Source organism: Bradyrhizobium sp. SMVTL-02 (assembly GCF_051853005.1).
GTDB lineage: Bacteria > Pseudomonadota > Alphaproteobacteria > Rhizobiales > Xanthobacteraceae > Bradyrhizobium.
The window spans coordinates 2,635,424-2,657,726 of the sequence record NZ_CP182469.1; the positions used below are offsets into that span (position 1 = coordinate 2,635,424).

A 22,303-nucleotide genomic window follows, 5' to 3' on the forward strand; every position below is an offset into this window, starting at 1 on the left:
ATGCAGGATGAGCCAACGCCGATCGAGCTGACCAAGTCAGTCGCCGATTTCCTCCGCAACGACATAGCGCCGCTGATCTCCGGCCACCCGGCCTTCAAGCTGCGTGTCGCCATCAACATCCTCGATCTCGTCACGCGGCAACTGACGCAGGAGGAGGGAAGTGATGCCGTGGAAGTCGAACGCCTGCGCGCGCTGCTCGGCATCGATGGTTCGGTGAGCGAGCTCAACCGCGTACTCGCCGAGCGCATCGCGAGCGGCGAGGTCGATTTGGCGACCCCGGGTCTCGCCGAGCATCTGTGGGCGACCACGATGGACAAGCTCGCGGTGGATCAGCCGAATTACGCGTCCTACAAGCGGGAGCTGGAGCGGGGCGGGTAGGCAACGCTCATCCACCGTCATTGCGAGCGTAGCGAAGCAATCCAGAATCGATCCGCGGAGGCAGTCTGGATTGCTTCGTCGCAAGCGCTCCTCGCAATGACCAGCGGAGAGACTTGTTACCTCCCCACCCATTTCGGCGGCCGCTTCTCCGAGAAGGCTTTCGGGCCCTCGATGTAGTCCTGCGAGGCCGCCATCGCCTGCACGGCCGGATAGTCGCGCTGCTCCGCGATCGCTTGCTCCAGTGATACGCCAAGCCCCCGTTGGATGGCCTGCTTGGATGCGCGGATCGACATTGGCGAGTTCTTGCTGATCATCTCCGCCCAACGCAGCGCGGCGTTGAGCGCCTCGCCCTGCGGCACCACCTCGTTGACGAAGCCGAGCTCAAGACCTTCCTTGGCGCTGACGTGGCGCGCGGTGAGGATCATGCCCATGGCGCGCTTCAGCCCGATCTGCCGCGGCAGCCGATGCAGGCCGCCGGCGAGCGCGGCGAGGCCAACACGCGGTTCCGGCAGGGCGAAGGTCGCGTTCTCCGCGGCGATGATCAGGTCGCAGGCGAGCGCGATCTCGAAACCGCCGCCCATGGCGACGCCGTTCACGGCAGCGATGATCGGCTTGTCGCAGTCGAAGCGCGAAGTCAGGCCGGCAAAGCCGCCCTTGTCCCAGCCGCGCTTGCCGCCGGCGGCCTGCCACTTCAGGTCATTGCCGGCGCAGAATGCCTTGTCGCCGGCGCCGGTGACGACCGCGATCCACTGCTCGGGATCGGCCGAGAACTCGTCGAACACTTTCTGAAGCTCGAAATGCGCGTCGGTGTGCAGCGCATTGTAGACCTCGGGCCGCGACAGCGTGACGATCGTGATCGGCCCCTTGCGTTCCACCTTGGAAAATCTCAGCTCCATCGCGCGCTCCCGCATTTTCTCGTGAAGGAATATTGGCGCCATACTACCGCGCGTTCGCGCCAGAGCACCATCGAATTGCGCTGGTACGCTTTGCGCACCTCACACGTCTCGGGTTGCTTGACTTGGCGAGGCTCTTCTCACCTTAATCGAGCGAAGCACAAATCTGCGTAGCGCCTTAACGCAAAACGACAAAATCAATCCGGGAGAGAGCCGTGGATTTCTCATTGCCTGCCGACCTCGTCGCCTATCTCGGAGAGCTCGATCGTTTCATCGAACGCGAGATCAAGCCGCTGGAGGAGGCCGACGACAACATCCGCTTCTTCGACCATCGCCGCGAATGGGCGCGCACCGATTTCGAGAATGGCGGCCTGCCGCGTCATGAATGGGAAGCGCTGCTGCGCAAGGCCAAGGATCTCGCCGACGCCGCCGGCCATCTGCGCTTTCCGGTGCCGAAGCAATATGGCGGCAAGGACGGCTCCAATCTGTGGATGGCCGTGATCCGCGAGCACTTTGCCGCAAAAGGCCTCGGCCTCCACAACGATCTCCAGAACGAGCATTCCATCGTCGGCAATTTCCCCGTCGTCACCATGCTCGACCGCTACGGCCGCGACGACCAGAAGGCGATGATCGACGGCTCGATCAGGGGCAAGTACCGCATCACGTTTGGATTGACGGAGCCGCATCACGGCTCGGACGCCACCCACATGGAGACGCGCGCGGTGCCCGCGACGCGCGACAACGTCAAGGGCTGGATCATCAACGGCGAGAAGATGTGGACCACCGGCATGCACGTCGCAACGCACTGCGCGCTGTTCGCGCGCACCAGCGGCAATGACGGCGATGCCCGCGGCATCACCTGCTTCCTGGTGCCGGCAAAGAGCCACGGCGTGAAGGTCGAAGAATACATGTGGACCTTCAACATGCCGACGGACCATCCCCGCGTCAGCTTCACCGACGTGTTCGTGCCCGAGGATGCGCAGTTCGGCGAGGTCGGCCGCGGCCTCTCCTTGGCGCAGTGCTTCGTGCACCAGAACCGCATCCGCCAGGCGGCGAGCTCGCTCGGCGCGGCGGTCTACTGCATCAACGAGAGCGTGAAGTACGCGCGGGAGCGAAAGCCATTCGGCAGGGCGCTGGCCGAGAACCAGGCGATCCAGTTCCCGCTGGTCGAACTCGCGACCCAGGCCGAGATGCTGCGATTGTTGATCCGCAAGACCGCATGGGAGATGGACCAGCTCACCGAGGAGCAGATCGAGCGCACGCTCTCCGACCGCGTCTCAATGTGCAATTACTGGGCAAACCGCCTCTGCTGCGAAGCCGCCGACCGCGCCATGCAGGTTCACGGCGGCATGGGCTACTCGCGCCACAAGCCGTTCGAGCACATCTACCGCCACCACCGTCGCTATCGCATTACAGAGGGCAGCGAGGAGATTCAGATGCGCAAGGTGGCGGGGTTCCTGTTCGGCTATATGGGGCCGGGGAAGCATTGATGGCCGTGCGAATGCGACGAAGCGTCTTGCTGCGGCGGCAGTCTGGATTGCTTCGTCGCATCAGCGCTAAATTGCTATGCAATTTTGCCGCGAGCTCCTCGCAATGACGGGGAGAGAGGATGCGCACTGTCTCCACACCGTCATTGCGAGCGAAGCGAAGCAATCCAGAAATGTCACCGTTGAGGGACTATGGATTGTTGCGTCGTTCTGCCGTCAATTCACCCGTCGATCCTTCCCCGCCCAATACGGCTCGCGCAACTGTCGCCGCAAAATCTTGCCGCTTGGATTCCGCGGCAACGCCGGCAGGAACTCCACGCTCTTCGGCGTCTTGTAGCCGGCGATGCGCGTCCGGGTGAAGTTGATGATGTCGGTGGCGGTCGCCTGCTTGCCGGGCTTCATCACCACCACGGCCTTCACCGCTTCGCCCCATTTGTCGTCGGGCACGCCGATCACGGCGGCCTCGGCGACGTCTGGATGATCGCACAGCGCGCTCTCGACCTCGGCCGGGTAGATGTTCTCGCCGCCGGAGATGATCATGTCCTTGATGCGGTCGTGGATGTAGAGGTAGCCGTCCTCGTCCATGTAGCCGGCATCGCCGGCGCGCAGCCAGCCGTCACCGCGCAGGGTCGCGGCGGTCGCCTCCGGCAAATTCCAGTAGCCCGCCATGTTAGAGCCCGAGCGCGTTGCGATCTCGCCGACCTGCCGCGGCGGCAGCGGTTTGCCGTCGGCATCCAGGATGGCGATCTCGACACCCGGCAGCGCCTTTCCGGCCGAGCGCATCCGCTCCAGCCCCTCGACGTGATCTTCCGGCGGCAGCGCGACGATGGTGCCTGTCGTCTCGGTCATGCCGTACATCTGCACGAAGCCGCACTTGAAGACCTCGATGCACTCCTTCAGCAGCGCGGCGGGAATAGGCGAGGCGCCATACAGCATGTATTTCAGCCGCGAGAAATCCACCGTTTTGGCGCGCGGCTGCCGCACCACGAACTGCATCGCCGCCGGCACCATGAACAGTTTGGTGATGCCCGACTGCTCGAAGAAATCCAGCACCTTGGTCGGATCGAACTCGCGCGCGATCACGCCGCGGGCGCCGTGATAGAGCCCCATCACGCCCCAGCCCGAGCCGCCGATGTGGAAGATCGGCATCGCAACCAGCGAGACGTCGTCGGCCGACCACCGATTCCACTCCGGCTTGTCCTCGGCATTGCCCGTCTGCACGAGGTTCAGGAAGTTCGCGTGCGACAGCATCGCGCCCTTCGGCTTGCCCGTCGTGCCCGACGTGTAGAGCTGGATCGCGATGTCCTTGGTGTCGATGGGCACCCTGGGATCATCTCCACTCTGCGCATCGCGCCAGGCCGCAAAGTCCTGCCACTCCGGCGCGCCGCCCTCGGTAGTGATGATCGTGCGCACGCCCGGAATCTGGTCCCTGATCTGGCGCACCTGTGTGACGAACTCCGGCCCGACGAACAGCACCGGCGCCTTGCAATCCGAAACGATGAAGGCGACCTCGGGCCCCGCGAGCCGCCAGTTCACCGGCGCCATCACCACGCCGGCCTTCATCGCGCCCATCAGCAGCTCGAAATAGAGATCGCTGTTCTTGCCGAGATAGGCGATGCGATCGCCCTTGTTCACGCCCATGGCGATCAGCGCGTTCGCGACCTTGTTGGTCTTGACGTCGAATTCGGCAAAGCTGGTGGCGCGGCCCTCGAACTCATAGGCGATGGCGCTGCCGCGGCTCTTCGCGCGCTCGCGCACCATGTCGGCGAGATTCGCCAATGGCTGTGTGGACATGTCTCTCCCGTGACGTTTCGTTTTGGGGAGTGTGGCGTCATCCGCGGGTGAAGACAAGATGGTCCCCCGCTGTCATCCCGGAGAAGGGCGCCTCAAGCGCGCGCAGATCGGGGACCCATAACCACACGGAGAGGTTTTGCGAAGACTCGGAGTTACCAGTCTCGCTACGACTTCTCCCTGTGCTTATGGGTCCCCGGCTCGCGCTACGCGCGCCCCGGGACGACAGCGGGGGGCCTCACCCCCGCTTCGCCCGGTCCTTCTCGTTCTGCGCCATGATGCTCTCGCGTGCGGTCTTCCAGTCTTCGTCGCTCCAGTCGCGGAGCTGGTAGAAATTGCCGCCCATCGCGAGCGCCTGGCCGCCGTCCATGGCGATGGTCTCGCCGTTGATCCAGTCGCAGCCGCCGGAGATCAGGAACACCGCGAGGTTCTGCAACTCCTCCATGGTGCCGACGCGGCCCATCGGGTTCATCGCCCTGGTGCGCGCGCCGGCCTCGTCGCCAGGCTTGATACGCTTGCTCATGCCCTCGGTCGGGATCTCGCCCGGCGCGATGGTGTTGAGGCGGATGCCGTAGCGGCCCCATTCGGTCGCGAGCGACATCGTCATGGCGTGGATCGCCGATTTGCTCATCGCCGACGGCACGACATAGGGCGAGCCGTTGCGGACCCACGTCACTGTGATGGAGACGACGTTGCCGGGCCGCTTCAGGGCGATCCAGCGCTTGCCGATCGCGTGCGTGACGTAGAACGTGCCGTGCATGACGATATTGGCGACCGCGTCGAAGCCGCGCGGTGACAAATCCTCGCTCCGCGAGATGAAATTGCCGGCGGCATTGTTGATGAGGTCGGTGAGGGGTGCTTCGCGAAAAATGTTCTCGATCATCTCGTCGACCGCGAGCGCGTTGCGGATGTCGACGCCGTGGCTGGCGACACGGCCGCCATATTGGTCCATCAGCTCGGTCGCGGTCTCGTCGCACACGATCTTGCGCCGGCCGCAGATGTGCACCTCGGCCCCGAGTTGCAGGAAGCGCGCCGCCATCGACTTGCCGAGCCCGGTGCCGCCGCCGGTCACGAGAATGCGCCGTCCGGCCAGAAGATTTTCCTTGAACATCGTCGTTTCTCCCGTACGGATTGTCAGTTAATTGGTCGATTGACTAAATCCGGCCGTCAGCTTTCTGTAAAGCGGCACCGAACAAGAACAGGGGAGAATTCATCCATGGAAGAGCGCGTCTCGATCTCGATCTCGGAAGGTGTCGCCGACGTGCGCCTGGTGCGCGCGGACAAGATGAACGCGCTCGATCAGGCCATGTTCGAGGCCCTTGTTGCCGCAACCGACCGGCTTTCGAAGGACAAGAGCGTGCGCGTCGTCGTTCTTTCCGGCGAGGGCCGCGCCTTCTGCGCCGGTCTCGACATGGGACGTTTTGCCGCCATGAAGGAGAAAGGCGGCAACGGAATTCCGGGTGGCGAAAATCGCGATCTCACCAAGCGCACCCATGGCCAGGCGAACTTTCCGCAACAGGCGGTATGGGGATGGCGTCAGCTTCCGGTTCCCGTGATCGCGGCCGTGCATGGCGTCGCGTTCGGCGGCGGCTTCCAGCTCTCGCTCGGGGCGGACATGCGGTTCCTCAGCCCCGATGCCCGGATGTCGGTGATGGAGATCAAATGGGGCCTCGTCCCTGACATGGCGGGCACGCCGATCCTGGCCCAGCTGGTCCGCGACGACATCCTGCGCGAACTCACATACACGGGGCGCATCTTTTCCGCACAGGAGGCGATGACTTACGGTCTCGCGACGCGCATCTGCGATGATCCACGCGCGGCCGCCCTCGAAGTCGCGCGCGAGATCGCGGGCAAGAGCCCCGATGCGATCCGCGCGGCCAAGCGTCTGCTCAACAACCTCGCGGTCGATCCCGGCCGCGCACTGCTTGCCGAATCCGTCGAGCAGCAGAAGCTGATCGGCAGTGCGAACCAGACCGAGGCGGTGCGCGCCAACCTCGAGAAGCGCGCGCCGAAGTTTGCGGACTAGCACAGACCTCATCCCGAGGAGCCGCGAAGCGGCGTCTCGAGGGATGGGCCACGGGCTCCCATGGTTCGAGACGGCGCTGCGCGCCTCCTCACCATGAGGGTCGAGTTCCAACAACAAAGAAAACAACAATGAACCAAACGTCCCCATTTCTCGGCATCATCTCCGGCGAGCGCCGCCGCTCCCATGCCGAGGTTGCCAATCGCGCCGACCGCATCGCAAGCGGCCTCGCCAGGATCGGGGTCCGCCAGGGCGATTGCGTCTGCATGCTGATGCGCAACGACATCGCCTTCCTCGAGGCTGCTTACGCCGCAATGCGGCTCGGCGCTTACGGCGTGCCGATCAACCGGCACTTCAAGCCGGAGGAGATCAACTACATCCTTGGCGACACCGGCACGTCCGTGCTGATCGGGCATGCCGACATGCTGCACGTCCTGCGCGACGCGATCCCGAAAGGCGTCACCGTCCTCAGTGTGCCGACGCCGCCGGAGATCCTGTCCAACTACAAGATCGACCCGGATCAGTTGAAGACGCCGGACTTCGCGATCGATTTCGAAGCCTGGCTCGCGCAATTCCAGCCCTATGACGGTCCAATCGTGCCGCAGCCCATGAACATGATCTACACCTCGGGCACGACGGGCCATCCCAAGGGGGTGCGGCGCAACGCACCGACGCCGGAGCAGCAGGCCGCCGGCGAGCGCATGCGCGCGATGATCTATGGCCTCAAGCCCGGCGCCCGCGCGTTGCTGCCGGGCCCGCTCTATCATTCCGCGCCCAACTCGTTCGGCATCCGCGCCGGCAAGCTCGGCGGCGCCTTGGTGCTGATGCCGCGCTTCGAGGCCGAAGAATTTCTGGACCTGATCGAGCGGTTCAAGGTCGACACCATCTTCATGGTGCCGACCATGTTCATCCGCCTGATGAAGCTGCCGGAAGAGGTGCGCAGGAAGTACGACGTCTCTTCGCTGCGCCATGTCATCCACGCCGCCGCGCCGTGTCCGGCCGACGTCAAGCGCGCCATGATCGAATGGTGGGGGCCGGTGATCTACGAATTCTACGGCTCGACCGAATCCAGCGCCGTCACCTTCGCGACCTCCGAGGATGCCCTGAAGAAGCCCGGCACTGTCGGCAAGACATCACCCGGCGCCGAGCTGCGCTTCATCGGCGAGGACGGAAGCGTGCTGGGCGTCGGCGAGATCGGCGAGATCTATTCTCGCATGGCGGGGCTCGCCGACTTCACCTACCACAACAAGCCGGAGAAGCGCGCCGAGATCGACCGCGACGGCTTCATCACCTCCGGCGATGTCGGCTATATCGACGAGGACGGCTACGTCTTCATCTGCGACCGCAAGCGCGACATGGTGATCTCGGGCGGCGTCAACATCTATCCGGCCGAGATCGAATCCGTGCTGCACGCCGTGCCCGGCGTGCATGATTGCGCCGTGTTCGGCATTCCCGATGCCGAGTTCGGCGAGGCGCTGATGGCGGTCGTCGAGCCGCAAGCCGGCGTTACGCTCCACGCTGGCGAGGTCCGCGCGCGGTTGAAGACCTCGCTTGCCGACTACAAGGTGCCGAAACACATCGAGATCCGCACCGCGCTGCCGCGCGAAGATTCCGGAAAGATCTTCAAACGCCGGCTCCGAGATCCCTATTGGGAGCAGGCGGGACGGAAGATCTGAGAATGAACCCGTCGGGTGGCAAATCGGAGGCCCGGGGGCACGAGTGGAGTAGCAATCATCGGGCGGCTCGGCTAGGTTGCGGTTATCGCTTCCTGCAGCTTGTGATCTTCCATGCCATCTTACCGTGCCAGTCCCGGCTTCTTCGAAGTTCCCCATGCCGCCGTCTTCGCACTGATGACGGTCACAGTCCTCGCATCAGGCTTCTGCTTCATACAGGCAGGCGGCGCGGCGGCGCCGGCGGAGCTGCTGTATCGCTACGGCGGCATGTATGCGACCGCGATCGCGCGACACGAGTACTGGCGCCTCGTTGCCTATGGCTTCCTGCACGTCAATTTCGTCCACCTTACCATGAACATGTTGTGTCTCGTGCTGTGGGGCGGACATCTCGAGCGGCGGGTCGGAGCGGCCTATTTCCTCATCATCTATCTCTGCGCCATGGTGTTCGGCGCCGTCATCGGTAATGGCATCCATTCCACGCCCTATTTGACGGTCGGCGCGTCCGGTGCCACGTCGGGCATTCTGGGCGCGCTGCTGTGCCTGTGGATCCTCGGCAAGCTCGATGTCAGGTTCGACTTCTTCGCGATCAATATCGGATTGAACATCGCGTTTGCGCTCGGCAATTCGCGGATCGACTGGGGCGTCCATCTCGGTGGTTTTGCGGCCGGGCTGATCGCCTGCGCAGTGCTGGACCTGATCGAGAAGGCGAACGTCTGGCTGCTTCGTTGCAAGTTTCCCGAAACCGTGAAGGTCAATCTCACCCTGCTTGCCTGTGTCGCTGCGCTTTGGGCCTGGAGCGGTCAGGCTCAGGCGATCGCAGCGGCGGGTTCTGGACGGGGCCCGGCCATCGTTGTCGTGATCGCATGTTGTGCCGTCGTGAAGACGATTGATCTCGCACTCTCCATCAAGAAGGGCCTCGCGATCGTCGTAACGGCCCTGGCCGGAGCGAACGCTGCCGCCGTGATGCTGTCCGGCTGGGCTCTGGCATCGTCCTGCAGCCCGCCCTGGCCGACCGGGTCCGTTCCGCTCGACAGTTTCCTCGTCACGTTCTGTCCCAATCCTGTTCTCATTTCGGGGTTAGGCGCGATTGGGGCCGCCGCGTTGACGCTTTGGCTCTGCTCGAAAGAGATATCGCGCGGGATGGAGGATGTCGGATTTGTCAGCGCCTCGCTGCGTGCCGAACGCAGCCGGCGTCATGGACTATGACCGCAGCGGTCGTGCTATAAGAGGGCTCATCGACCGCGGATCATCCCATGACCCCCGTTTCCATCCTGCTCAACATCCTCTGGATTCTCATTGGCGGCGCCTGGATGGCGTTCGGCTGGCTCGTGGCCGCCGTCATCATGGCCATCACCATCATCGGCCTGCCCTGGGCGCGGGCGGCCTTCAATATCGCCGTCTACACGCTGCTGCCGTTCGGCTCGCGGGCGGTCAACCGTTACGAGGTCACCGGTGTCGAGGATATCGGCACCGGGCCGCTCGGGGTGATCGGCAACATTATCTGGTTCGTGCTCGCCGGCTGGTGGCTGGCGCTCGGCCACCTCGTGACCGCGCTGGTCCTGGCCGTCACCATCATCGGCATTCCCTTCGCCTGGGCCCATCTGAAGCTCGCGGGCATCGCGCTGTGGCCGATCGGAAAGGTGATCGTGCCGGCCTGATATCCCGGAGTGTGCGCCGCCCCCAACTTCACCTTGCGCTGCGGCAAAAAACTTGCACACTCGGAAGGCCGGGGAGCCATAGGGAGCTCTAGAAGGGGAGCGAGCCGATGTCCCTCCAGACCGTAACATCCGACGCCACCGAGCATCGCCCGAACCGCCCCGAGGACGCGCAGGCGCTGGAAGCGGATGCCCGGCTGCGCGACGACATCCGCCTGCTCGGGCGCATCCTGGGCGACACGGTGCGCGACCAGGAGGGAGCCGATGTGTTTGACCTGGTCGAGCGCATCCGGCAGACCTCGATCCGGTTCCACCGCGACGAGGACCGGCTCGCCCGCCGCGAGCTCGAGCAGATCCTCGACAGCATGTCGACCTCCGAGACGGTGCGGATCGTCCGCGCCTTCAGCTATTTCTCCCACCTGGCCAACATCGCCGAGGACCAGAACAACATTCGCCAGATGCGCGCCCGCAGCGCCGCCAAAACCGGCGGCTCCGGCGTGCTGGCGGAGACGCTGGCGCACGCCAAGGCGGCGGGCATCGGCGCCGACCAGCTCCGCAGCTTCTTCAAGACCGCCCTCGTCAGCCCGGTCCTGACCGCGCACCCGACCGAGGTGCGCCGCAAGAGCACCATGGACCGCGAGATGGAGGTGGCAAGCCTGCTCGATCGCCGCGAGCGCGTCGCGCTCACCGCGGACGAGGCGGCCGCCAGCGACGAGCAGCTTCGCCGCGAGGTGCTGACGCTGTGGCAGACCAACCTGTTGCGCCGGACCAAGCTCACCGTGCTCGACGAGGTCGCCAATGGCCTGTCGTTCTACGATTATACCTTCCTGCGCGAGGTGCCGCGGCTGGTGAACGTGCTGGAGGACCGGCTGGAGGAGGGCGGCGAGGCTGCGACGAGCGAGCTCGCCTCGTTCCTGCGCATGGGCAGCTGGATCGGCGGCGACCGCGACGGCAATCCCTTCGTCACTGCCGACGTCATGCGCGGCACGCTGCGGCTGCAGTCGAGCCGGGTCATGCAGTTCTATCTGAACGAGCTGCACGTGCTCGGCTCCGAGCTGTCGATCGCAGCACATCTCGCCGATGTCTCCGAGGAGCTGCGCACCCTGGCGGAGCGCTCGCCGGACACCTCGCCGCACCGGAGCGGCGAGCCCTATCGCCTCGCGGTGTCGGGCATCTACGCGCGCCTGACAGCGACGGCCGAAAAGCTCGAGGTCGAGATCACGCGCCGGCCGGTCGGCAAGGGTGCGCCTTACGAGAGCGTCAGGGAGTTGCAGGCCGATCTCGACGTGCTGCACCGTTCGCTGATCTCCAACAACGCCCGCGTCATCGCCCGCGGCCGGCTCCGGCTGCTGCGCCGCGCAGTGGACTGCTTCGGCTTCCATCTGGCGCGGCTCGACATCCGCCAGAACTCGGCGGTGCACGAGCGCACCATTGCCGAGCTGATCGACGCAGCCAATCCCGGCATGTCCTATCTCGCGCTCGGCGAAGAGGCGCGCATCTCGCTGCTGACGAACGAGCTGCGCTCGACACGCTCGCTGGTCTCGCCATTCGTCAAATACAGTGACGAGACCATGGGCGAGCTCAACGTGTTCCATGCTGCAGCCGAAGCGCATGCGAAGTTCGGCTCGGACGCGATTCCCCAATGCATCATCTCGATGTGCAAGGGCATGTCCGACATGCTCGAGGTCGCGGTGCTCCTGAAGGAGGTCGGCCTCGTCCATCCCTCCGGGCGCAGCGCCATCAACATCGTGCCGCTGTTCGAGACCATCGAGGATCTGCAGGCCTCATCCGGCATCATGGACCGCATGCTGTCGCTGCACGATTACCGTCGCCTCGTCGACAGTCGGGGCAGCGTGCAGGAGGTGATGCTCGGCTATTCCGACTCGAACAAGGACGGCGGTTTCGTTACCTCGGGCTGGGAGCTCTACAAGGCCGAGATCGGCCTCGTCGAGGTGTTCGAGCGCCACCACGTCCGGTTGCGCCTGTTCCACGGCCGCGGCGGCTCGGTCGGCCGCGGCGGCGGGCCGAGCTATGATGCCATCATCGCGCAGCCCGGCGGCGCGGTGAACGGCCAGATCCGCATCACCGAGCAGGGCGAGATCATCTCATCGAAATATTCCAACGCCGAAGTCGGCCGCAACAATCTGGAGATCCTGGCAGCCGCGACGCTCGAAGCAAGCTTATTGCATCCGCGCCAGAGCGCGCCTCGCCGCGAGTATCTGGTCGCGATGGACGAGCTTTCGAATCTCGCCTTCAACGCCTATCGCGGCCTCGTCTACGAGACCGAAGGCTTCGTCGATTACTTCTGGGCGTCCACTGTCATCAACGAGATCGCGACGTTGAACATCGGCAGCCGCCCGGCCTCGCGCAAGAAGACCCGCGCGATCGAGGATCTGCGCGCGATTCCCTGGGTGTTCTCCTGGGCGCAATGCCGCCTGATGCTGCCGGGCTGGTACGGCTTTGGCAGCGCGGTCGAGCAGTGGATCGCGGAGCATCCGCAACAGGGCATGCCGTTCCTGAAAGAGCTCTACAAGGAATGGCCGTTCTTCCGCATGCTGCTGTCGAACATGGACATGGTGCTGGCAAAAAGCTCGATCGCGATCGCCTCGCGCTATGCCGAGCTCGTGCCGGATGAGGCCTTGCGCGAAAAGATCTTCGGCCGCATCCGCCGGGAATGGCATTCCTGCATCGAGACGCTGCTCGACATCATGGGCCAGGACCGGCTGCTGCAGGGCAACCCGCTGCTGGAGCGCTCCGTGCGCCACCGCTTCCCTTACCTCGATCCGCTCAACCACGTGCAGGTCCAGCTGTTGAAAGAGCATCGCGCGCAGAATCCCGACGAGCAGGTGCTGCGCGGGATTCAGCTGACGATCAACGGGATCTCGGCGGGGCTGAGGAATACGGGGTAGGGATAGCGAACAGACGGGCGCGCCGCCCGCTCTTCGCTACCCCACCCGCTATTCGGTCAAGGCTTCATCGCGCCCTGCACACTGGTGTAGACGGCATAGAGCGATGTCGAGCCGCAAATATACAGCCTGTTTCGCTGCTGGCCGCCGAAGCACAGGTTTGCCACGGTCTCCGGAATATGGATCTTGCCGAGCAACTCGCCCGATGCCGTGTAGCAGCGCACGCCGTCTTCGTTCGGATCACCCCAGCCGACCGAACACCAGACCCGGCCTTCGGTGTCGCAGCGGACGCCGTCGGTGATGCTCGGTTTGGGCATCTCGGCGAAGACCTTGCTGTTCGATACCTTCCCCCCAGCCACATCGAGGTCGAACACGCGGATATGGGATGGGTTGTCCGGCCCATCGGTGAAGCCGGTGTCGCAGATGTAGAGCTTCTTCTCGTCGGGTGAGATGGCGAGCCCGTTGGGCTCCACAAAATCGTCGACCACGACCTTGACCTCTCCGGACTTGGGGTCGACCCGATAGACATTCTTTTTCTCCTGCTCGGGTTCGGCTTTGATACCCTCATAGAAGCCGCCGATGCCGTAGGCAGGATCGGTGAACCAGATCGCGCCATCGGCCGTGACCACCGCATCGTTGGGCGAATTCAGTCGCTTGCCGTTGAATTTGTCCGCAATGATGGTGATCGAGCCGTCGAGTTCGGTCCGCGTCACGCGCCGGCCGCTATGCTCGCATGTGATCAGGCGTCCTTCGCGATCGATGGTGTTGCCGTTCGAGTTCATCGAGGGCTGGCGGTAGACGCTGAGGTGACCGTCATCCTCCGAGAAGCGCATGATGCGGTTGTTCGGAATATCGCTGAACAACAGGTATCGCCCGGCTGCGAAGTACACCGGGCCCTCAGCCCAGCGAAAGCCGGTGGCGACGCGCTCGACGGCCATGGTGCCGGCGAAGGCTGGAAAACCGGGGGGCCCGAATGTCGGCGGTCCCTTCTTGGCGGATTCCAGGTGGGAGTCGGGGTAGCGGCTCCCCGGCAGTGGACCCAGGGGCAATGGCGCCGTCGATCTCGTCGGCGCGCCCGTCTGGCCCAAGGGCGCCACGGAGGCTGCCAGGGCGGCATTCACGGAAACGCCCGTCGCCGCAACGGCGGCCGCCGCGCCCTTCAACAGGGTGCGGCGCGCAAGAAAGGGCTCGCTGGGTTCGGCAGAAATGGTCAGTGGTTTCGTCATAGTCGCCTCCCATATTTTTGTTTGGGAGGAAACCATCCGCCGGCAATCGGGCGTAAAGCGGGCGATCCCCGGCCGGGCAACCGGAGATCGCAATGCAGCAAAGCTGGGACCGGCTAGACCGGATCCCAGGTGAAGATGTCGGCCGAGCGGTCTAGCTTGTAGAACGAGCCCTTTAGCGCCGGCATGCCGTGTTCCGCGATCGATTGCGGGGTCCAGCCTTCGCTCCGCTGCACCGAGCGGATCGGCCGGTTCTGGCTGAACAGGAAGATCTCGTTCATGCGCACGCCGAAGATCTGCCCCGTGACGTCCTTGGCGGAATCGCCGAGCAGATAGCCGCAGAGCGGTGCGATCTTCTCCGGTCCCATCTGCTTGATCTTCTCGACGCGCGCCTTCTCGGCATCGGTCTCGGTCGGGATGGTGCCGATCATGCGGGTCCAGGCGAACGGCGAGACGCAGTTGGAGCGGACGTTGAAGCGGCCCATGTCGAGCGCGATCGACTTCGACAGCCCGACGATGCCGAGCTTGGCGGCGGCGTAGTTGGCCTGGCCAAAGTTGCCGATCAGGCCCGAGGTCGAGGTGAAGTGGACGAACGAGCCCGACTCCTGCTCGCGGAAGATCCGCGCTGCGGCGTGGCTGACGTAGAACGAGCCCATCAGGTGCACCTTGATGACGGCCTCGAACGCTTCCACGCTCATCTTGTGGAAGATCATGTCGCGCAGAATGCCGGCATTGTTGACGACGCCGTCGAGCCGGCCGAAATGATCGGTCGCGGTCTTCACGATCTTGCTGGCGGGGATCGCTTCGGCGACCGACTCGAAATTGGCGACCGCGGTGCCGCCGCGCTTGCTGATCTCCTCGACCACTTCTTCGGCCGGAGCAGCGTTCGAGCCGGCGCCGTCGGCGGCCCCGCCGGGATCGTTGACGACGACCTTGGCGCCTTCGCCGGCGCACAAGAGAGCGATCTCGCGCCCGATGCCGCGGCCTGCGCCGGTGACGATGATGACCTTGTCTTGCAGTGATTTGCTCATGTGGGTTCTCCGCCAGCCGTTCCAAATTCCACCGTCATTCCGGGGCGCGCCTCTTGGCGCGAGCCCGGAATCCATAACCACCATCGGGAGTATGGATTCCGGGCCTGCGCCTTCGGCGCATCCCGGAATGACGGGCTGTTACCTCTCGTTCGTAAACACGATCGTGCCTGACGCCGCGAACATGCCGCCGACGCCGTGGCACACTGAAATCTTCGCATTCGGGACCTGCGCCGGTGCGATGCCGCGCATCTGGCGCACGCTCTCCTGAAGCGCGTACATGCCGTACATGCCGGAATGCATGTAGCTCAATCCGCCGCCATTGGTGTTGAGCGGCAGCTTGGCCCCGGGGCGCGTATTGCCGTCCGCGATGAATTGGCCGGTCTCTTCATACGGCATGAAGCCGAGATCGCCGAGCCCGAACAGCGGCAGATGCGCAAACGCATCGTAGATCATGAGATGATCGACGTCCTTGTGCGCGATGCCGGCCTCCTTGAAGGCGAGGGGGCCGGCAACCTTGAAGGCGCGCGAGGAGTTGAACGTCTCCATCTGGCTGACCATCGGCGTCTCCACGCTTTCGCCGGTGCCCATGATGTAGACCGGTTTGCGAGGAAAATCCCTGGCGCGGTCGGCCGAGGTCAGGATCAGCGCGCCGCCGCCGTCGGTGACGAGGCAGCATTGCAGAAGGCGGAACGGATAGGCGATCATGCGCGAGTTGAGCACGTCGGCGACCGTGATCGGGTCCTTCATCATCGCGCGCGGATTCTTCGCGGCCCATTCCCGCTGCACCACCGCAACCGAAGCCAGCTGCTCGTGGGTGATGCCGTAGGTCTTCATGAAGCGCAGCACCGGGATGGGGAACATGCTGGGCGGGCCGTAGACGCCATAGGGCGCCTCGAACTGGCCTTGCAGGCTGTCGGCAGGGATCGAGCGCGGCAGCTTGCCGATCATCGACTTGCCACTCTCGGCGTGGGTGATCAGGACGGTCTTGCACAGGCCGGCCTCGATCGCAGCCGCCGCGTGGCGGACGTGCAGCATGAACGAGCAGCCGCCGACCGAGGTGCCGTCCACCCAGGTCGGCTTGATGCCGAGATAGTGGCAGACCTGCTGCGGCGTTTCGACCGCGGTGGCAAAGCCGTCGATGTCGGACAGCTTCAGCCCGGCATCGGCAATGGCATTGAGCGCCGCATCCGCGTGGAGCTGGAGCTGCGAGGCGTTGGGGATGACACCGAGCTCGGTGGTCTCGGCCGCGCCGACGACGGCAACCTGGTTCCTGCGCATGCTCTACCCCTTCACCGGACGAAACACGGGCAGGGTGATCTTGTCGTCGAGCTCCTGGAAAGCGACCTCGAGCTTCATGTCGAGCTCGAGCGCCTCCGGGGTTTGCGGGCAGTCGATGATGTTGCTCATCATCCGCGGGCCCTCGGCGAGCTCGACCACCGCGATCGCGTAGGGCGGCGTGAAGCCGGGCGCGGCGGGGCGGTGGTTGATCACGTAGCTGTAGAGGAAACCCCTGCCGCTCGCCTTGAAGATGCTGACCTTGCGCGAGGCGCAGGATGGGCAGAACGGGCGAGGCGGGAAGTAGACATGCGCGCAGGCGTCGCAGCGTTGCAGGCGCAGCTCGCCGGCCTTGGTGCCGTCCCAGAAATGCTGGGTTTCCGGCGTCGGTTTCGGTCGCGCGCGCTGCGGTTCGGCCATCTCGGAACGCCCTCCCAGGACTTCTTTCGACGATGGGCAGGCGCTACGCCTGCCTGTTTCGATTGATGCGACAATCGACCATCGTGCGTCAACGGTCCAGCAATGCGCATGCATGCCATCATGCGCACAATGCTTGTGTCGAACTGAGCCAGCGCTATAGATTGCGCGCGCCAATATTCCGTGGGACAGACATGCCCGATTTTCCGACACTGGCGAAGCTCGCCGACGACCTCGAAAGCGGCCGCACCACCTCCCGCAAGCTGGTCGAGGCGTGCATCGCCAGGATCGCCGATCCCGCCGGCGAGGGGCAGCGCACCTTCATCCATGTCGACAAGGATGCCGCGCTGGCGACCGCCGACGCCATGGATGCCCTGCGCAAGGTCAAGGCGGCGCCCTCGCGCTACGCCGGCATTCCCATCTCGATCAAGGATCTGTTCGACGTCAAGGGGCAGACGACGCGCGCCGGCTCCCGTGCGCTCGACGATTCCGATCCGGCCGAGCACGATGCGGTGGCGGTCGCCCGGCTGCGCAATGCCGGCTTCGTGCTGATCGGGCGCACCAACATGACCGAGTTTGCCTATTCCGGGATCGGCATCAATCCGCATTACGGCACGCCGAAGGGTGCCTGGAACCGGGCCGATGGTCGGGGCCATGTGCCCGGCGGCTCCTCCTCGGGCGCCGCGGTCTCCGTGCTCGACGGCATGGCGCATGGCGCGCTCGGCACCGACACCGGCGGCTCCTGCCGGATTCCGGCAGCCTTCAACGGCATCGTCGGCTACAAGCCGACGCAGTGCCGCGTTCCGCTCGATGGCTCCGTGCCGCTGTCCTTCTCGCTCGACAGCATCGGGCCACTGGCGCGATCGGTCAGCTGCTGTGCCATACTCGACGCCGTGCTCGCGGGCGAGCCGATCGTCGCGCTGAAGCCGCGTCCCCTGAAGGGCATGCGGCTCGCGGTGCCGACCACGATCGCGCTCGACGATCTCGACGCGGCGGTCTCCGAGACTTTCGAGCGTGCGCTGAAGACGTTGGCCGACCACGGCGCAACCATCGAGCGGATCGAGATGGCCGAATTCCACGACATCGGCCCGATGAACGCCAAGGGCGGCTTCGCTGCCTCCGAGAGCTATGCCTGGCACCGCTATCTCATCACGGCCAAGGGCGACGTCTACGATCCCCGCGTCTTCGTCCGCATCATGCGCGGCGAGGCGCAGAGCGCGGCCGACTACATCGATCTGCTCAACGAGCGCCGCTCGCTGATCGCCCGCGTCAACGCCCGCATCGCGCCCTATGACGCCCTGGTGCTGCCGACCACCGCCAATACGCCGCCGAAGATCGCGGACCTTGCCGACGACAAGGCGTTCACCACCCAGAACCTGCGCGCGCTGCGCAACTGCACCCTCATCAACATGATCGACGGCTGCGCCATCTCGCTGCCCTGCCATCGCGAGGGTGACGTCCCGGTCGGCCTGATGCTGGCGGGCGCCGGCGGCTCGGACCGTCGCATCTTTGAACTTGCTGCCGGCATGGAGGCCGTCATTCGTGTTTGATCTCACTTTCATCGTCGACGCCCAGGACACCACCACGCCGCTGACCTTGGCGATCGACCAGATGGTCATTGCCGGCTGGACCGGCCGCGACCCGGTCGCGCGCGACAAGCACATCGCCGAGCTGCAGGAGATGGGCATCGCCCCCCCTGCCTCGACGCCGATCTACTACCGTGCATCGGCGCGGCGGCTGACCCAGGAAGACAGCATCGAATGCACCGGTGGCGATTCCAGTGGCGAGGTCGAGTTCGTGCTGATCGGCTGGCAGGGCCGCATCTTCGTCGGCTGCGGCTCCGACCACACCGATCGCAAGGTCGAGGCCTATAACGTCACGGTCTCCAAGCAGATGTGTGACAAGCCGATCGCGTCGACGCTGTGGGAGCTCGAGGACGTCATCGGCCACTGGGACAAGATGATCCTGCGCTCTTATGCCACCATCAAGGGCGAGCGCGTGCTCTACCAGGAGGGCACGCTGGATGCGATGCTGCCGGTCACTGATCTGATCGCGCGCGGCTTCGAAGGTGGCAAGTTCCCCGATGGCTGCGCCATGTTCGGCGGGACGTTTGCGGCCAAGGGCGGCATTCGCCCGGCCGACCGCTTCGACTTCGAGCTCGAGGACCCCGTGCTGAAGCGGACGATCAGGCACGGGTATGACGTGACGACGCTGCCGGTGAGGGGCTGAGGCGCCTCCCCCGATATTGAGAGCGCAACTCTCTCCTCCCTCATTGCGAGGAGCCCTTGCGACGATCCAGACTGGTTCCGCGGAGGGATTCTGGATTGCTTCGCGGAGCTCGCAATGACGGGGAGATAATCATCGGAAATCGGGTGGCGGGGTGAACGTCCGGCTGCGAGGGTGATTGCTATGACAATGACCGCACGAAAATCAGCCCACCCCTCCCACTTCGCCGCCCACGTCGACGCACTCGACTGGCCGCAGATCACCGCCGAGCTCGACTCCCAGGGCAGCGCCGTCCTGAAGAACCTGCTGACGCCCGACCAATGCCGCGCGATCGCCGCCCTCTATCCCGACGACACCCACTTCCGCAGCCGCATCGTCATGGGCCGCCACGGCTTTGGCCGCGGCGAGTACAAGTACTTCTCCTATCCGCTGCCCGATCCGATCGCACAGCTCCGCCCGGCGCTCTATGCGCATCTTCAAGTCGTCGCCAATCGCTGGAACGAAGCGATGGGGATCGTCATCCGCTATCCCACAGCGCACGCGGCATTCCTCAAGCGTTGCCATGAGGCCGGCCAGGCGCGGCCGACGCCGCTGCTGTTGCAATACGAGGCCGGCGACTACAATTGCCTGCATCAGGATCTCTATGGCGAGCACGTGTTCCCGCTCCAGGTCGCGATCCTCTTGTCCGAGCCCGGGCGCGATTTCACCGGCGGCGAGTTCGTGCTGACCGAGCAGCGCCCGCGCATGCAGTCCCGCGCCGAGGTGGTTCCGCTGATGCAGGGCGATGCGGTCGCCTTCGCCGTGCATCACCGCCCGGTGCAGGGGACGCGCGGCGCCTACCGCGTTAATCTCCGCCATGGCGTCAGCCGGATCAGGTCCGGCAAGCGCCACACGCTTGGCGTGATCTTCCATGATGCGAAATGAAGTGAGTCATTGACGGCTGATTTGTTCGACAGTGTTGCCGAGGCGCAGCCCTCGCGCGAGGAGATCGCGGACGGCGCCGTGCTGCTGCGCGGCTTCATCAAGCCGATCGAAAGCGAGCTGATCGAAGCCGTGCGTGCGATCGTGGCGCAATCGCCGTTCCGGCGCATGACCACGCCCGGCGGCTATCAGATGTCGGTCGCGATGACCAATTGCGGCGAGCGCGGCTGGATCACCGATCACACCGGCTATCGCTATGATCCCATCGATCCGCGAACCGGCGCGCCATGGCCGGCGATGCCGCCGGTGTTTTGCGATCTCGCCCGCCGCGCGGCAGAGCAGGGCGGTTTTGAAGGCTTTTCGCCCGATGCCTGCCTCGTCAATCGCTACGAGCCCGGCACCCGACTGTCGCTGCATCAGGACAAGGACGAGCTGGATTATTCGGCCCCGATCGTCTCGGCCTCGCTCGGCCTGCCCGCGACCTTCCTGTTCGGCGGCCTCGCGCGCGCCGACAAGCCGCGCCGCTTTCGCCTCGTCCATGGCGACGTCGTGGTCTGGGGCGGCCCGTCCAGGCTCGCCTATCACGGCGTTGCGCCGCTCGCCGAGGGTGAGCATGCGCTGCTGGGACGGAAACGGATCAATCTGACGTTTCGCAGGACGCGGTGATCTTCCTTCTCCCCTTGTGGGAGAAGGTGGATCGCCCTTCGGGAAGGCACCTTCTCCCGCAAGGGGAGAAGGGACGAGTCCCGGAAAGACGATGCTTCGTTTACGGCTTCGGCGGATGAATGAACGCCCACGGACTCACCTCGGAGTCGCGCGTCACCTCGACCGAGATCAGATACGGCCCGCCGTGGCTAAGCGCCTTCTCCATCGCCGCCTTGAACTGGTCCGGCGCGGTGACGCGCGCAGCTGCCACGCCAAAGGACTCCGCGAGCTTGACGAAATCCGGATTGACGAGGTCGGACGCCACCACGCGGCCATCGAAGCGTTCGCGCTGGTCGCGGCGGACGTTGCCATAGGCGTTGTTGTTGAACACCAGCGTCACCACGCTGATGTTGAACTGGACGGCGGTGGCGAGCTCCTGCACGCCGAACATGAAGCCGCCGTCGCCGGTGATGGCGACCACAGGCTTGTCGGGGTTCGCCACCTTGGCGCCTAGCGCGGTCGGGAAACCCGATCCGAGCGTGCCCTGGTAGCCTGACGTGATGAAGGTGCGCGGCCGGTAGATCGGAAAGCCGTACCAGGAGGCGAAGCCGACCTGGGACAGCTCATCGGTCACGATAGCGTTCGCCGGCAGCAGCTCCCGCAGGATGTCGAGATACGCCATTTGCGGCTGGACGCGCTGGATCTCTTGTTGCGCGGCCGCGGTCGCTTCGCGGATCGCGCCGCGCCGGCCGGCGGTCTTGCTGTAGCCGGCCGTGCGCACGGCGGCAGCGAGATCGGCGGTTGCGATTTTGGCATCGGCAACGATGGCCGTATCCGAGATGAACCGCCGCATCTCGACCGGATCGATGTCGATGCGGATGCTCTTCAGGCCGGCGGGCCGATACGGCCAGCGCGACATCGTCGGCAGCTCCAGCCGCGTGCCGATGCCGATCATGAGATCGGTGTTGGGCCACAGCTTGTAAGCGGCGGCCATGGTGAGGCCGAGCTCATGCGCGTTGGAGACGATGCCGCGGCCGCTGCGGAAGGCGACCACCGGCGCATCGATCATCTCGGCGAGCTCGAGGATCTCCTCGCCTGCCTCGATGGCGCCGCTGCCGACGAAGATCATCGGCGCCTTGCTCGCCTTGATCAGCGCGGCCGCCTGCTTGATCAGGTCGGGATCGGGAAGCGGCGCAGGCAGCGGCTCCAGCACCTGCGCTGTGGCGGTATCCGCGCGCTGGGTGAAGATGTCCCAGGGCATCTCGATCGAGGCGGGGCCGCGCCGCCCCGAGGTCATCTCCTGGAAGGCTCGCGCCACCGTGGTCGGTGCATTGCCGGGCGTTTCGATCCGGTCGGCCCATTTCACGTAGGTACGCAAGGTGGCGAGCTGGTCCGGCATCTCGTGCAGATGGCCGCGCCCCTTCCCGAGGAATTGCGTCGGCACCTGACCGGTCACGCACAGCACGGGCTCGTTGCAGCCATAGGCGGTGAGCAGCGCCGCGCTGGCGTTGAGCACGCCGGGGCCGGGCACCACGCTGAACACGCCGGGCCGGCCGCTGGCGCGCGCATAGCCGAACGCCATGTAGCCGCAGGCCTGCTCGTGCCGCGCGCCGATCACCTTGAGCTGGGCCTGATGGAAGGCGTCGAACAGCCCGTAGATCTGCGCGCCGGGCAGGCCGAACACGGTGTCGACGCCATGGGCGACAAGCCCGCTTACGATCGCTTCGCCGCCGGTGAGGGTGGTCATTGCATCATTCCA

Annotated in this window: 19 protein-coding genes; 11 read left to right on the forward strand and 8 right to left on the reverse strand. The window is 65.0% G+C overall.

What is annotated here, in order from left to right; translation table 11 throughout:
* On the forward strand, positions 1–378 hold the full coding sequence (locus ACNJYB_RS12290; RefSeq protein WP_439374200.1) for a DUF6285 domain-containing protein: 378 nt from the start codon (positions 1–3) through the stop codon (positions 376–378).
* 116 nt (positions 379–494) lie between these two features.
* Here the strand turns inward: ACNJYB_RS12290 and ACNJYB_RS12295 are convergent, their stop codons facing one another.
* Entirely contained in the window at positions 495–1,274 is a 780-nt protein-coding gene (locus ACNJYB_RS12295) for an enoyl-CoA hydratase-related protein (protein WP_439374201.1), read from the reverse strand.
* Positions 1,275–1,486: 212 nt separating this feature from the next.
* On the opposite strand from ACNJYB_RS12295, the gene ACNJYB_RS12300 reads away from it, so the two are divergent.
* On the forward strand, positions 1,487–2,761 hold the full coding sequence (locus ACNJYB_RS12300) for an acyl-CoA dehydrogenase family protein (protein WP_439374202.1): 1,275 nt from the start codon (positions 1,487–1,489) through the stop codon (positions 2,759–2,761).
* A gap of 213 nt (positions 2,762–2,974) precedes the next feature.
* Here ACNJYB_RS12300 and ACNJYB_RS12305 read toward each other — a convergent pair whose 3' ends face one another.
* Positions 2,975–4,552: a fatty acid--CoA ligase gene (locus ACNJYB_RS12305; protein WP_439374203.1), complete on the reverse strand. Its 1,578-nt coding sequence runs from the start codon at positions 4,550–4,552 to the stop codon at positions 2,975–2,977.
* A gap of 235 nt (positions 4,553–4,787) precedes the next feature.
* Positions 4,788–5,660: an SDR family oxidoreductase gene (locus tag ACNJYB_RS12310; protein ID WP_439374204.1), complete on the reverse strand. Its 873-nt coding sequence runs from the start codon at positions 5,658–5,660 to the stop codon at positions 4,788–4,790.
* Positions 5,661–5,765: 105 nt separating this feature from the next.
* Between ACNJYB_RS12310 and ACNJYB_RS12315 the strand changes: the two genes are divergently transcribed.
* The 5 genes from ACNJYB_RS12315 to ppc all read left to right on the forward strand — a co-directional run bounded on the left by ACNJYB_RS12315 (position 5,766) and on the right by ppc (position 12,809).
* Positions 5,766–6,575, forward strand: a complete 810-nt coding sequence (locus ACNJYB_RS12315) for a crotonase/enoyl-CoA hydratase family protein (RefSeq protein WP_439374205.1) — start codon at positions 5,766–5,768, stop codon at positions 6,573–6,575.
* A gap of 128 nt (positions 6,576–6,703) precedes the next feature.
* Positions 6,704–8,248, forward strand: coding sequence for an acyl-CoA synthetase (locus ACNJYB_RS12320; protein ID WP_439374206.1), 1,545 nt, complete (start codon positions 6,704–6,706; stop codon positions 8,246–8,248).
* A gap of 111 nt (positions 8,249–8,359) precedes the next feature.
* Positions 8,360–9,451, forward strand: a complete 1,092-nt coding sequence (locus tag ACNJYB_RS12325; RefSeq protein WP_439374207.1) for a rhomboid family intramembrane serine protease — start codon at positions 8,360–8,362, stop codon at positions 9,449–9,451.
* A gap of 47 nt (positions 9,452–9,498) precedes the next feature.
* Positions 9,499–9,903, forward strand: coding sequence for a YccF domain-containing protein (locus ACNJYB_RS12330; RefSeq protein ID WP_439374208.1), 405 nt, complete (start codon positions 9,499–9,501; stop codon positions 9,901–9,903).
* 107 nt (positions 9,904–10,010) lie between these two features.
* Positions 10,011–12,809 (forward strand): phosphoenolpyruvate carboxylase, encoded by a 2,799-nt coding sequence (ppc, locus tag ACNJYB_RS12335; RefSeq protein ID WP_439374209.1) that lies wholly within the window; start codon positions 10,011–10,013, stop codon positions 12,807–12,809.
* A gap of 56 nt (positions 12,810–12,865) precedes the next feature.
* Here ppc and ACNJYB_RS12340 read toward each other — a convergent pair whose 3' ends face one another.
* From ACNJYB_RS12340 to ACNJYB_RS12355, 4 genes are all read right to left on the reverse strand, one after another.
* On the reverse strand, positions 12,866–14,032 hold the full coding sequence (locus ACNJYB_RS12340; protein ID WP_439375540.1) for an SMP-30/gluconolactonase/LRE family protein: 1,167 nt from the start codon (positions 14,030–14,032) through the stop codon (positions 12,866–12,868).
* A 113-nt stretch (positions 14,033–14,145) separates the two neighbouring features.
* Entirely contained in the window at positions 14,146–15,060 is a 915-nt protein-coding gene (locus ACNJYB_RS12345) for an SDR family oxidoreductase (protein WP_439374210.1), read from the reverse strand.
* Positions 15,061–15,198: 138 nt separating this feature from the next.
* Positions 15,199–16,338, reverse strand: a complete 1,140-nt coding sequence (locus tag ACNJYB_RS12350; protein ID WP_439374211.1) for a thiolase C-terminal domain-containing protein — start codon at positions 16,336–16,338, stop codon at positions 15,199–15,201.
* A 3-nt stretch (positions 16,339–16,341) separates the two neighbouring features.
* Positions 16,342–16,755 (reverse strand): Zn-ribbon domain-containing OB-fold protein, encoded by a 414-nt coding sequence (locus ACNJYB_RS12355; RefSeq protein ID WP_439374212.1) that lies wholly within the window; start codon positions 16,753–16,755, stop codon positions 16,342–16,344.
* A 191-nt stretch (positions 16,756–16,946) separates the two neighbouring features.
* On the opposite strand from ACNJYB_RS12355, the gene ACNJYB_RS12360 reads away from it, so the two are divergent.
* The 4 genes from ACNJYB_RS12360 (at position 16,947) to alkB (ending at position 20,565) form a co-directional block, all read left to right on the forward strand.
* Positions 16,947–18,302, forward strand: coding sequence for an amidase (locus ACNJYB_RS12360; protein WP_439374213.1), 1,356 nt, complete (start codon positions 16,947–16,949; stop codon positions 18,300–18,302).
* Positions 18,295–18,981 (forward strand): DUF2848 domain-containing protein, encoded by a 687-nt coding sequence (locus ACNJYB_RS12365; protein ID WP_439374214.1) that lies wholly within the window; start codon positions 18,295–18,297, stop codon positions 18,979–18,981. The genes ACNJYB_RS12360 and ACNJYB_RS12365 overlap by 8 nt, the downstream gene beginning before the upstream one ends.
* Before the next feature lie 180 nt (positions 18,982–19,161).
* Positions 19,162–19,902 carry a 2OG-Fe(II) oxygenase gene (locus ACNJYB_RS12370; protein ID WP_439374215.1) on the forward strand — a complete coding sequence of 247 codons (741 nt, stop codon included), beginning with the start codon at positions 19,162–19,164 and terminating at the stop codon, positions 19,900–19,902.
* Positions 19,903–19,911: 9 nt separating this feature from the next.
* Positions 19,912–20,565 (forward strand): DNA oxidative demethylase AlkB, encoded by a 654-nt coding sequence (gene alkB, locus ACNJYB_RS12375; protein ID WP_439374216.1) that lies wholly within the window; start codon positions 19,912–19,914, stop codon positions 20,563–20,565.
* 100 nt (positions 20,566–20,665) lie between these two features.
* Here alkB and ACNJYB_RS12380 read toward each other — a convergent pair whose 3' ends face one another.
* Positions 20,666–22,291 (reverse strand): thiamine pyrophosphate-dependent enzyme, encoded by a 1,626-nt coding sequence (locus tag ACNJYB_RS12380; RefSeq protein WP_439374217.1) that lies wholly within the window; start codon positions 22,289–22,291, stop codon positions 20,666–20,668.
* Positions 22,292–22,303 lie beyond the last annotated feature (12 nt).

What these genes read in the sequence shown, in the direction of transcription:
- ACNJYB_RS12355 (WP_439374212.1), bottom strand. Translation starts at nt 16,755, where the DNA reads ATGGCCGAACCGCAGCGCGCGCGACCGAAACCGACGCCGGAAACCCAG.
- ACNJYB_RS12370 (WP_439374215.1), top strand. Translation starts at nt 19,162, where the DNA reads ATGACAATGACCGCACGAAAATCAGCCCACCCCTCCCACTTCGCCGCC.
- ppc (WP_439374209.1), top strand. Translation starts at nt 10,011, where the DNA reads ATGTCCCTCCAGACCGTAACATCCGACGCCACCGAGCATCGCCCGAAC.
- ACNJYB_RS12315 (WP_439374205.1), top strand. Translation starts at nt 5,766, where the DNA reads ATGGAAGAGCGCGTCTCGATCTCGATCTCGGAAGGTGTCGCCGACGTG.
- ACNJYB_RS12350 (WP_439374211.1), bottom strand. Translation starts at nt 16,338, where the DNA reads ATGCGCAGGAACCAGGTTGCCGTCGTCGGCGCGGCCGAGACCACCGAG.
- ACNJYB_RS12295 (WP_439374201.1), bottom strand. Translation starts at nt 1,274, where the DNA reads ATGGAGCTGAGATTTTCCAAGGTGGAACGCAAGGGGCCGATCACGATC.
- ACNJYB_RS12325 (WP_439374207.1), top strand. Translation starts at nt 8,360, where the DNA reads ATGCCATCTTACCGTGCCAGTCCCGGCTTCTTCGAAGTTCCCCATGCC.
- ACNJYB_RS12310 (WP_439374204.1), bottom strand. Translation starts at nt 5,660, where the DNA reads ATGTTCAAGGAAAATCTTCTGGCCGGACGGCGCATTCTCGTGACCGGC.
- ACNJYB_RS12360 (WP_439374213.1), top strand. Translation starts at nt 16,947, where the DNA reads ATGCCCGATTTTCCGACACTGGCGAAGCTCGCCGACGACCTCGAAAGC.
- ACNJYB_RS12290 (WP_439374200.1), top strand. Translation starts at nt 1, where the DNA reads ATGCAGGATGAGCCAACGCCGATCGAGCTGACCAAGTCAGTCGCCGAT.
- ACNJYB_RS12345 (WP_439374210.1), bottom strand. Translation starts at nt 15,060, where the DNA reads ATGAGCAAATCACTGCAAGACAAGGTCATCATCGTCACCGGCGCAGGC.
- ACNJYB_RS12380 (WP_439374217.1), bottom strand. Translation starts at nt 22,291, where the DNA reads ATGACCACCCTCACCGGCGGCGAAGCGATCGTAAGCGGGCTTGTCGCC.
- ACNJYB_RS12330 (WP_439374208.1), top strand. Translation starts at nt 9,499, where the DNA reads ATGACCCCCGTTTCCATCCTGCTCAACATCCTCTGGATTCTCATTGGC.
- ACNJYB_RS12305 (WP_439374203.1), bottom strand. Translation starts at nt 4,552, where the DNA reads ATGTCCACACAGCCATTGGCGAATCTCGCCGACATGGTGCGCGAGCGC.
- ACNJYB_RS12340 (WP_439375540.1), bottom strand. Translation starts at nt 14,032, where the DNA reads ATGACGAAACCACTGACCATTTCTGCCGAACCCAGCGAGCCCTTTCTT.
- ACNJYB_RS12320 (WP_439374206.1), top strand. Translation starts at nt 6,704, where the DNA reads ATGAACCAAACGTCCCCATTTCTCGGCATCATCTCCGGCGAGCGCCGC.